This window comes from Pseudomonas sp. NPDC089530 (assembly GCF_050280705.1).
GTDB lineage: Bacteria > Pseudomonadota > Gammaproteobacteria > Pseudomonadales > Pseudomonadaceae > Aquipseudomonas.
In genome coordinates this window covers 1-9,311 of the sequence record NZ_JBNNVU010000139.1, presented here as the reverse complement: position 1 = coordinate 9,311, position 9,311 = coordinate 1, and the positions used below count along the sequence as shown (strand labels likewise).

The following is a 9,311-nucleotide window of genomic DNA, read 5'->3' as shown; positions in this document are numbered from 1 at the left end:
AGTTTTTCTACACCGAGTACGACTGGCGCATCGGCGTGCTCAACCGCAAGCCGATCTACGCCTGCCAGTACTTCATGCTCACGCCCCCCAGGCATTACCTGGCACTCCGCCCTATGGAGCCCGGACTTTCCTCCCCCCTCTAATTTTCATAGAGGGCAGCGACTGTCCAATCGACTCTCCGCCGCGCAGGTTAACGGCAGAGCGGCGGAAGAACAAGGGCTAAAAGCCTTTTGCCACTTTGCCGACTGCGTTTATTCGCCTTTCTGTTTATCCAGCGCCACTTGGTATAGAACATTCTTGCGCACGCCGGTGATTTCTGCTGCCAATGCCGCGGCCCGCTTGAGCGGCATTTCCTTGAGCAGCAGATCGAGCACCCGCATCGCTTCACTGCTCACGGCCTCGTCGCTTTCCGGCGCCGACCAGCCCGCCACCAACACCACACACTCGCCGCGCTGCTGATTGCTGTCCGCCTCCACGAAAGCCCGCAACTCCTCCAGCGGCAACCCCTTGAGGGTCTCAAAGGTCTTGGTCAGCTCCCGGGCCAGCAATGCCTGGCGCCCGCCACCGAACACCTGCTCCATGTCCTGCAAGCATTCGAGAATGCGATGAGGCGCCTCATAAAAAATCAGCGTCCGCGGCTCTTCCTTTAATAGCTCGAGACGCCCACGCCGCCCTACTGCCTTGGCCGGCAGAAATCCTTCGAAGATAAAACGATCGGAAGGCAACCCCGCCGCCGACAAGGCCGCGATCAACGCGCAAGCCCCTGGCACCGGCACCACATTGATACCCGCCGCCCGCGCCTGACGCACCAAGTGATAGCCCGGGTCGGAAATCAGAGGAGTACCGGCATCGGAAATCAGCGCAACGTTATCCCCGGCCAATAGACGCGTCAGAAAGCGGCTGCCTTCATCGCGCTCGTTATGCTCATGACAGGCAGCCAGCGGCGTGGAAATCCCGAAGTGCTGCATCAAGCGCTGCGAGTGGCGCGTGTCCTCGGCGGCGATCAGCGCCACCTCACGCAAAATCTTCAAGGCCCGGGCACTGATGTCGTCCAGGTTGCCGATGGGCGTCGCCACCACATAAAGCGAGCCAGCAGCGGAATTCAAAGGACCTGGAGCAGTCAAAGCGCACACCTCTTGATCGGTAAAAGCGACATTGTAGCGCGTAGAAGCCTTCGGAATGCGTGTTGCAGGCACCTTGCGCCTGCGATATAGCCGGCCACTTCGACAACACTGCAACATTTGCACGACCTAAAATAGACGGTTTATCGCCAGTAACATCGCGCCCCGGCCAGTGCTTGGGTACAATTCCACGCTCATTTGATCGAGTATCAGGAACACTTACATGATCGCTTGCCTGCGGCTGTTCTCCGCCCTCTGCCTCGCCGCCCTCCTGGCGGCTTGCGCCAGCTCGCCCTCCTCCAGCCTTGGCGAACTTCCACGGACCCCGGATGCCAGCATCGAGCAGTTGCTCGAACAGGCTACCAACAGCAAGACGCCCGACAAGGCAGCTCTGCTGCGCTTGAGCGCCGCCGACCTGGCCTATCGCCAGGGCAAGGCCGGCCAGGCCGCCCAGATCCTGCAACAGGTACCAATGGAGCAACTCAAGCCCGGCCAACAGGTCTTCGCCAGCACCCTGGCAGCAGAACTGGCCATGAGCCGCAACCAACCAAAAGCGGCCTTGACTGCCCTGAGCCACCCGAGCCTGCAACGCCTGAGCGAACTACCGGAAGACCAGCAGATCCGTACCGGCACCGTACATGCTCGCGCACTGGAAGCTGACGGCCAGACACTTGCCGCGGCACGGGAACGCATCTTCATCGCCCCTCTGCTCAAGGGCGAGGCCGCCAGCAAGAACCATGAAGCCATCTGGGCCCTGATTGCCAGCCTGCCAACCGACCAATTGCAAGCCGTCGGCAATGACGACCTGGGCGGCTGGATGAGCCTGGCCCTGGCCGTGAAAACCGCCGGCACCCTGGAGCAACAGCAGGCTGCCATCGACAACTGGCGCGCACAGAACCCCAAACATCCGGCCGCCCTTCAACTGCCGCTGCCGCTGACCAAGCTCAAGGAGATGGCCAGCCAGCCACTGTCGAAGATCGCCCTGCTGTTGCCGCAGGACGGCCCGCTGGCCGCAGTCTCCAAGGCCCTGCGCGATGGCTTCATGGCCGCCCATTATCAAGCCCAGCAAGCCGGGCAGAAGCCACCCGCCATCGAGTTCTACGACAGCTCGCGCCTGACCTCGCTGGATGACTTCTATCGCAAGGCCCAGGCCGATGGCGTGCAACTGGTCGTAGGCCCGCTGGAAAAGCCGCTGGTCAAGCAGCTCGCCGCACGTCCGCAACTCCCGATCACCACCCTGGCGCTGAACTACAGCGAAGGCGAACAAGGCCCTGCGCAACTGTTCCAGTTCGGCCTGGCCGCCGAAGATGAAGCCCGCGAAGTCTCCCGCCGCGCCCGCGCCGATGGCCTGCATCGCGCCGCCATCCTGGTGCCACGCGGCGAATGGGGCGATCGCGTACTCAAGGCCTTCCGTCAGGACTGGGAAGCCAATGGCGGCAGCGTGGTCGGTATCGAACGCGTCGATCAGCCGGTAGCCCTGGCCCAGCAGATCGCCGATCTGTTCCAGCTGCGCCAGAGCGAAGCACGCGCCAAGAGCCTGCAGAACGCCGCCGGCACCCAGGTGGCCGCACAACCTTCGCGTCGCCAGGACATCGAATTCATTTTCCTGGCCTCCACTCCACAGCAGGCGCAGCAGATCAAGCCAACCCTGAACTTCCAGTACGCTGGCGATGTGCCGGTCTATGCCACCTCCCACGTCTTCAGCGCCAGTGGCGATCAGAACCAGTACAACGACATGAACGGCGTACGTTTCTGCGAAACGCCTTGGCTGCTGGACGCCAACGACCCGCTGCGCAAGCAGGTCGCCGCGAAATGGCCGCAAGCTGGCGGCAGCCTGGGCCGACTGTACGCAATGGGGGCCGACGCCTATCGCCTGGCGCCTAGCCTGGGGCAGCTCAAGGCCCTGCCGGGCAGCCGCATCGAAGGCCTGTCGGGTAGCCTGAGCATGAGTCCGAGCCAGCGCGTGCAACGCCAGCTGCCATGGGCCGAGTTCATCAGTGGCCAGATCACTCGCCTGCCTGACACCCCGCGTTAATGCTACAAAGATCACGCCAGCAAAGCGGTCAGGATGCCGAAGCCCAAGCGCTCCGGCATCTTGAACAACAGGGTCTGCGCCTACTGGCGCAGAACTGGTTGTGCAAACGCGGCGAGCTTGATCTGGTCATGCTTGACGGCGATACAGTAGTATTCGTCGAAGTCCGCTACAGACAACACACGCAATGGGGTGGCGCACTGGGCAGTATCGACGCACGCAAGCGTCAGAAACTGATACTCGCCGCACAGCTTTTCCTGCAGCGCGAGTCGCGCTGGTCCAGCTACCCTTGCCGTTTCGATGTGGTCGCCATAGACGGCGCCCCAGGCACGACAACTCATTTGAACTGGCTACGGAATGCCTTTGACAGCTGATCGAGGCTCTCGGGCCGAGCCGGACATTTTCACTCAATACTTTTGCTCTTTGCTTTGCGGGCAGCACATTCACGTGCCAGAAAGCCGCGCCACTTAAGGTCACACAGATGGACATGCAATCCCGAATTCGCCAGCTTTTTCAGGCCAGTATCGACACCAAGCAGCAGGCGATGGACGTTCTTGCACCGCACATCGAGCAAGCCAGCCAGGTCATGGTCAACGCGCTGCTCAACGAAGGGAAAATGCTTTCCTGCGGTAACGGTGGCTCGGCCGGCGATGCCCAGCATTTTTCTTCCGAACTGCTCAACCGTTTCGAGCGTGAGCGCCCGAGCCTGCCAGCCATCGCGCTGACTACCGACAGCTCGACGATCACCTCGATCGCCAACGACTACAGCTACAACGAAGTCTTTTCCAAACAGATCCGCGCCCTGGGCCAGCCTGGCGATGTCCTGCTGGCGATTTCCACCAGCGGCAACTCGGCGAACATCATTCAAGCGATCCAGGCCGCACATGATCGCGAAATGATTGTCGTAGCATTGACCGGTCGCGATGGCGGCGGCATGGCGTCCCTGCTCCTGCCGGAGGATGTGGAGATTCGCGTACCCGCCAACGTCACCGCACGTATTCAGGAAGTCCACCTGCTGGCGATCCACTGCCTCTGCGACTTGATCGACAGCCAACTGTTCGGGAGTGAAGAATGACCCCTAATCGCCTTGGCCTACTGGCCCTGACCCTAGCCTTGAGCATCAGCGGTTGCAGCTCGGTGATTACCGCCACCCGCGAAAGCCCGATCGAAGATGATCGCGGCACCCGCACCTTCGGCAGCAAGATCGATGACTCGCTGATCCAGACCAAAGTCGAAGTGAATGTTGCCAAGGCCAGCCCGGACCTGGACCACAATTCGCACATCGTGGTAACCAGCTTCAACGGCATCGTCCTGCTCGCCGGGCAAACCCCGCGCGCCGACCTCAAGACCCTCGCCGAACAGGCCGCCAGCGCCGTGCAACGGGTGAAAAAGGTCCACAACGAACTGCAGGTCCTGCAACCCTCCTCCCTGCTGGCCCGGCAGAACGATGCCTGGCTGACCACCAAGATCAAGACCCAGATGCTGGCCGATGCCAGCATTCCAGGCTCGCGCATCAAAGTCGTGACCGAGAACGGCATCGTCTACCTGATGGGCCTGCTGACCCAACAGGAAGCCGCCCAGGCGACCAACCTGGTACAGGGTGTTTCCGGCGTGCAGAAAATCGTCAAGCTGTTCGAATACATCGACTGACGTAAGCGCAAGGCACGAGCACAAAAAAGGCGATCCAACCGGATCGCCTTTTTTATTACTTCACGACCTTCAGACTCGGTCGGCCGCTTGGGCGTGGCGGCTCGTTGTCCGGTGGTGGAATGTCATCGTCCGGCTCGATTTCGTCGTCCTCGTCATCCAGGGGCGACTCCAGATCGAACACCATGCCCTGGCCATTCTCCCGAGCATAGATACCCAGGATCGCCGGTACAGGGACGTACAGACTATGGGGAACACCACCAAAGCGCCCCTCGAAAGTCACCACCTCGTTATCCATGTGCAGATGGCGCACGGCACTCGGCGAAATATTCAGGACGATTTGCCCATCACTGGCAAACCCCTGGGGCACCTGCACCGCCGGGTACTCGGAATTGACCAGCATGTGCGGGGTGCAGTCGTTGTCCACAATCCACTCGTAGAGCGCGCGGACCAGATAAGGTCGACTGGAGTTCATAGCGGCTCCTTAAGCCTTAGCGCATGTCGCGTTCGACGCCAGACAGACTCGCCTGGAACGTCTCACGGGCGAACTGGCGCTCCATGTAATCAAGCAACGGCTTGGCTTGCCGTGGCAATTCAACACCCAGAATCGGTAATCTCCAGAGTATTGGCAATAGGCAGCAATCCACCAGACTTTGTTCCTCACTGAGGAAAAACGGCTTCTCCGCGAACAGCGGCGAAACCCCGGTCAGGCTCTCTCGCAACTCTTTACGAGCCTGCGCACGAGCGGCGTCCTTGGTCCGAGAATCCAGAATCTGATCCACCAGCCCACACCAATCGCGCTGGATCCGATGGATCAGCAGGCGGCTGTTGGCACGCGCCACGGGATAAACCGGCAGCAGTGGCGGGTGCGGGTAACGCTCATCCAAATATTCCATCACCACGGTCGACTCCCACAATGCCAGGTCGCGATCGACCAGGGTGGGCAGACTGCCGTAAGGGTTCACTTCGATCAGTTTCGGCGGCTGACGCCCCGCCTCCACATTGATGATCTCGGCGCTGACACCCTTCTCTGCGAGCACGATGCGTACCCGGTGGGAATAGTGGTCGGCGGGGTCGGAGTAACAGGCCAACCGATTGGTCACGCCCATGGCGATCCTCCTCGCTTGTTGAAATTATCGGAAGCAGAAAAACGAGCGCGCCCAGAGGGCGCCTCCCGTAACGCCTGGATGAACCAGACTCGTTACACCTTCAGAGACGCCCTTGGGCGCGCACGATTAACAGCAGTGAATTACGGCTTTATCAATGAACGTCTTTCCAGTATTCGCGCTTGAGCAGATAGGCGAACACGAAGAAGAAGGCCAGATACAGTAACACATAGGTGCCGATACGTTGATGCTCCAGCTTGACCGGGTTGGCCGAATAAGCCAGGAAGGTCACCAGATTCTTGACCTTCTCATCGAACTGCGCCTCGTTGAGCGTGCCGGTTTTCGGCAGCACGGTCAGTTGATCGCAGGCCTCATGAGTCAAGGCGGTGCCGGTCAGCGGATCGTATTGCTTCTTGCCGTCTTCGACGATCTGCACCTGTTTGCAGCCGACAACCTGACGCCCCTGCAGGCCAACCAGAACGTTAGGCATACCTACGTTCGGGAAGACCTTGTTGTTCACACCCCAAGGGCGCGCAGGGTCTTCATAGAAGGAGCGCAGGTAGCCATAGAGCCAGTCGGTGCCACGCACACGAGCCACCAGGGTCAGGTCGGGCGGAGCCGCGCCGAACCAGGTCTTGGCGTCAGCCGGCTGCATGCCGATGCTCATGTGATCACCGATTTTCGCACCGGTGAACACCAGCTTGCTCATCATCAGATCGTGGGGAATCCCCAGATCGTCGGCGACACGCTCATAGCGCTGGAACTTGGCGCTGTGGCAGCCCATGCAGTAGTTGGCGAATGTCCGCGCGCCATCCTGCATGGCAGCCTTGTCGGAGACGTCGATGTCGACCTTTTCCAGCTCGGGACCACCGTGTTCGGCCGCGAAGGACAGTACAGGCATAGCAGCAAGAATCAGTACAGCAAATAGCTTTTTCATCAGCCAGTCACCCTTTCCGGAACCGGTTTGGTCTTCTCGAGCCTGGTGTAGAACGGCATCAGAATGAAGTAGGCGAAGTACAGGAAGGTACATACCTGCGACAGCAACGTACGACCTGGAGTCGGCGCCAGAACGCCCAGGATCCCCAGGATCACGAAGGAGATGCAGAACACCACCAGCCAGATCTTGCTCAGCCAGCCCTTGTAGCGCATGGATTTGACCGGACTGCGATCGAGCCAGGGCAGTACGAACAGCACAGCGATCGCCGCGCCCATCGCAATGACACCCAGCAGCTTGTCCGGAACCGCACGCAGAATCGCGTAGAACGGGGTGAAGTACCAAACCGGTGCAATATGCTCAGGCGTCTTGAACGGGTTGGCTTGTTCGAAGTTAGGCTTCTCGAGGAAATAACCACCCATTTCCGGGAAGAAGAACACGATCGAACAGAAGATGAACAGGAACACCACCACGCCGACGATATCTTTCACGGTGTAGTACGGGTGGAAGGCGATGCCATCCAGCGGTACGCCGTTCTCGTCCTTGTGCTTCTTGATATCCACGCCATCCGGGTTGTTCGAACCGACTTCGTGCAGCGCCAGGATGTGCAGTACTACCAGACCGAGAATCACGATCGGCAGGGCCACTACGTGCAAGGCGAAGAAGCGGTTCAGGGTAATACCGGAAATCAGGTAGTCACCACGGATCCACTGGGTCAGGTCGTTGCCGATGACCGGGATCGCACCAAACAGCGAGATGATCACCTGGGCGCCCCAGTAGGACATTTGCCCCCAAGGCAGCAGGTAGCCCATGAACGCTTCGGCCATCAGCGCCAGGTAGATCAGCATGCCGAACAGCCACACCAGCTCACGCGGCTTCTGGTACGAACCGTAGAGCAGGCCACGGAACATGTGCAGATAGACCACGATGAAGAACGCCGAGGCGCCGGTGGAGTGCAGCAAGCGCAGGATCGAGCCGTACTCGACGTCGCGCATGATGTATTCGACGGAAGCGAAAGCCTCTTCCGCCGACGGGGTGTAGCTCATGGTCAGCCAGACGCCGGTGACGATCTGGTTGACCAGAACCAACAGCGCCAGGGAACCAAAGAAGTAGAAGAAGTTGAAGTTCTTCGGAGCGTAATACTTGCTGAGATGGTCTTCCCACATCTTGGTCGCGGGGAAGCGCGCATCAACCCAATCCATGAACTTGCTCATCACGCTTTCTCCGTATCGACACCGATGACGATAAGGTCATCCGACTCATAGGAATGCGGGGGTACTGGCAGGTTCAAAGGCGCGGGTTGCGCTTTGTAGACGCGGCCAGCCAGATCGTAGTGGGAACCGTGGCAAGGGCAGAAATAGCCACCCACCCAATCCTTGCCCAGATCCGCAGGCGCCACTTCAGGGCGGAAAGTCGGAGAACAACCCAGGTGGGTACAGATACCGATCAGCAACAGAATCTCTGGCTTGATCGAACGCACTTCCGGATCGACGTAGGTCGGTTGAACCGAGTTCTTGGAGCCAGGGTCAGACAGTTGACCCTCGATTTTCTTGAGATTCCCCAGGATCTCCTGCGTACGGCGGACGATGAATACCGGTTGACCACGCCATTCAGCAATCATCTGCTGACCTGGGTCGATCTTGCTGATATTCACTTTCACCGGTGCACCTGCGGCTTTCGCCTTGGCACTGGGAAACCATGACCCCACGAACGGGACCGCAGCCCCCACCGCTCCTGCAGCACCCACCACGGACGTAGCTGCTACAAGGAAGCGACGCCGGCCTGCATTCACGCCGTCATTGCTCATTCAGTCCTCTCCCATCAGCTTTGTGGCCTGTTAAATCAGGCATCTACTAAGTAAAAATCTGAACTTATAAAAATTTTGCCGAATGGTAATGAAAAGCCCCTACTCTGACAAGGTAATTACCAACTTGGTCCGGCTCCAAGCCCAGTAGTATAGGGGCTCTACGGATGTGGCAAGTTGTCACACAGCAAAATATCGCCCATAAAAAAACGCCCAGCTCCGAAGGAGTCTGGGCGTTTTCTTGAACGCGAAAGCGAATTAACGCTTCGAGTACTGCGGACGCTTACGCGCTTTACGCAGACCAACTTTCTTACGTTCAACTTCACGAGCGTCGCGGGTTACGTAACCAGCTTTACGCAGAGCGCTGCGCAGAGTTTCGTCGTAGTCCATCAGAGCGCGGGTGATACCGTGGCGGATTGCGCCAGCTTGGCCACTCACACCACCACCGATAACAGTGACGTAGACGTCGAACTTCTCAACGGTCTCGGTCAGTTCCAGCGGCTGACGAACTACCATGCGGGCAGTTTCGCGACCGAAGAAGCTATCCAGGGAACGGTTGTTGATGGAGATGTTGCCAGTGCCCGGACGCAGGAAAACGCGTGCGGTTGCAGTGTTCGAATGCCCAGGCCTGGGCGGCCAGGCTGGCACAACTGGTGAGCGTGGCGCT

At 59.4% G+C, this 9,311-nt stretch carries 11 protein-coding genes and 1 pseudogene; 5 read left to right on the top strand and 7 right to left on the bottom strand.

The genetic code is table 11. From position 1 onward, the window contains the following. Positions 1–77, top strand: a pseudogene (locus ACQKQA_RS28570) (hypothetical protein); the annotation flags it as partial. Positions 78–251: 174 nt separating this feature from the next. On the opposite strand, the gene rsmI reads toward ACQKQA_RS28570, so the two are convergent. Further along, the gene (gene rsmI, locus ACQKQA_RS28565; protein ID WP_427564563.1) at positions 252–1,106 is read right to left on the bottom strand and encodes a 16S rRNA (cytidine(1402)-2'-O)-methyltransferase; all 855 of its coding nucleotides are present in this window, start codon (positions 1,104–1,106) and stop codon (positions 252–254) included. 238 nt (positions 1,107–1,344) lie between these two features. Between rsmI and ACQKQA_RS28560 the strand changes: the two genes are divergently transcribed. The 4 genes from ACQKQA_RS28560 (at position 1,345) to ACQKQA_RS28545 (ending at position 4,803) form a co-directional block, all read left to right on the top strand. Beyond that, entirely contained in the window at positions 1,345–3,156 is a 1,812-nt protein-coding gene (locus tag ACQKQA_RS28560; protein ID WP_427564561.1) for a penicillin-binding protein activator, read from the top strand. Beyond that, the gene (locus ACQKQA_RS28555) at positions 3,156–3,527 is read left to right on the top strand and encodes a YraN family protein (protein WP_427564560.1); all 372 of its coding nucleotides are present in this window, start codon (positions 3,156–3,158) and stop codon (positions 3,525–3,527) included. Before ACQKQA_RS28560 ends, ACQKQA_RS28555 begins: the two co-directional genes overlap by 1 nt. A 107-nt stretch (positions 3,528–3,634) precedes the next feature. Continuing rightward, positions 3,635–4,228, top strand: a complete 594-nt coding sequence (locus tag ACQKQA_RS28550; RefSeq protein WP_007928463.1) for a phosphoheptose isomerase — start codon at positions 3,635–3,637, stop codon at positions 4,226–4,228. Further along, positions 4,225–4,803 (top strand): BON domain-containing protein, encoded by a 579-nt coding sequence (locus ACQKQA_RS28545; protein ID WP_427564559.1) that lies wholly within the window; start codon positions 4,225–4,227, stop codon positions 4,801–4,803. Before ACQKQA_RS28550 ends, ACQKQA_RS28545 begins: the two co-directional genes overlap by 4 nt. A 55-nt stretch (positions 4,804–4,858) precedes the next feature. Here the strand turns inward: ACQKQA_RS28545 and ACQKQA_RS28540 are convergent, their stop codons facing one another. The 6 genes from ACQKQA_RS28540 to rpsI form a co-directional block, all read right to left on the bottom strand. Then, positions 4,859–5,275, bottom strand: coding sequence for a ClpXP protease specificity-enhancing factor (locus ACQKQA_RS28540; RefSeq protein WP_025806196.1), 417 nt, complete (start codon positions 5,273–5,275; stop codon positions 4,859–4,861). Positions 5,276–5,291: 16 nt separating this feature from the next. Then, a complete protein-coding gene (locus ACQKQA_RS28535) occupies positions 5,292–5,909 on the bottom strand; it encodes a glutathione S-transferase N-terminal domain-containing protein (RefSeq protein ID WP_427564558.1) in 618 nt (205 codons plus the stop codon). Between the two features lie 151 nt (positions 5,910–6,060). Beyond that, on the bottom strand, positions 6,061–6,843 hold the full coding sequence (locus ACQKQA_RS28530; RefSeq protein WP_427564557.1) for a cytochrome c1: 783 nt from the start codon (positions 6,841–6,843) through the stop codon (positions 6,061–6,063). Continuing rightward, positions 6,843–8,054: a cytochrome b gene (locus ACQKQA_RS28525; RefSeq protein ID WP_007928456.1), complete on the bottom strand. Its 1,212-nt coding sequence runs from the start codon at positions 8,052–8,054 to the stop codon at positions 6,843–6,845. Before ACQKQA_RS28525 ends, ACQKQA_RS28530 begins: the two co-directional genes overlap by 1 nt. Next, complete coding sequence (petA, locus tag ACQKQA_RS28520; RefSeq protein ID WP_427564556.1) at positions 8,054–8,647, bottom strand: ubiquinol-cytochrome c reductase iron-sulfur subunit; 594 nt, start codon at positions 8,645–8,647, stop codon at positions 8,054–8,056. The genes ACQKQA_RS28525 and petA overlap by 1 nt, the downstream gene beginning before the upstream one ends. 255 nt (positions 8,648–8,902) lie before the next feature. Then, positions 8,903–9,292, bottom strand: a complete 390-nt coding sequence (gene rpsI, locus ACQKQA_RS28515) for a 30S ribosomal protein S9 (protein WP_427564562.1) — start codon at positions 9,290–9,292, stop codon at positions 8,903–8,905. Positions 9,293–9,311: the final 19 nt, after the last annotated feature.

What these genes read in the sequence shown, in the direction of transcription:
- petA (WP_427564556.1), bottom strand. Translation starts at nt 8,647, where the DNA reads ATGAGCAATGACGGCGTGAATGCAGGCCGGCGTCGCTTCCTTGTAGCA.
- ACQKQA_RS28555 (WP_427564560.1), top strand. Translation starts at nt 3,156, where the DNA reads ATGCTACAAAGATCACGCCAGCAAAGCGGTCAGGATGCCGAAGCCCAA.
- ACQKQA_RS28535 (WP_427564558.1), bottom strand. Translation starts at nt 5,909, where the DNA reads ATGGGCGTGACCAATCGGTTGGCCTGTTACTCCGACCCCGCCGACCAC.
- ACQKQA_RS28525 (WP_007928456.1), bottom strand. Translation starts at nt 8,054, where the DNA reads ATGAGCAAGTTCATGGATTGGGTTGATGCGCGCTTCCCCGCGACCAAG.
- ACQKQA_RS28545 (WP_427564559.1), top strand. Translation starts at nt 4,225, where the DNA reads ATGACCCCTAATCGCCTTGGCCTACTGGCCCTGACCCTAGCCTTGAGC.
- ACQKQA_RS28560 (WP_427564561.1), top strand. Translation starts at nt 1,345, where the DNA reads ATGATCGCTTGCCTGCGGCTGTTCTCCGCCCTCTGCCTCGCCGCCCTC.
- ACQKQA_RS28540 (WP_025806196.1), bottom strand. Translation starts at nt 5,275, where the DNA reads ATGAACTCCAGTCGACCTTATCTGGTCCGCGCGCTCTACGAGTGGATT.
- ACQKQA_RS28530 (WP_427564557.1), bottom strand. Translation starts at nt 6,843, where the DNA reads ATGAAAAAGCTATTTGCTGTACTGATTCTTGCTGCTATGCCTGTACTG.
- ACQKQA_RS28550 (WP_007928463.1), top strand. Translation starts at nt 3,635, where the DNA reads ATGGACATGCAATCCCGAATTCGCCAGCTTTTTCAGGCCAGTATCGAC.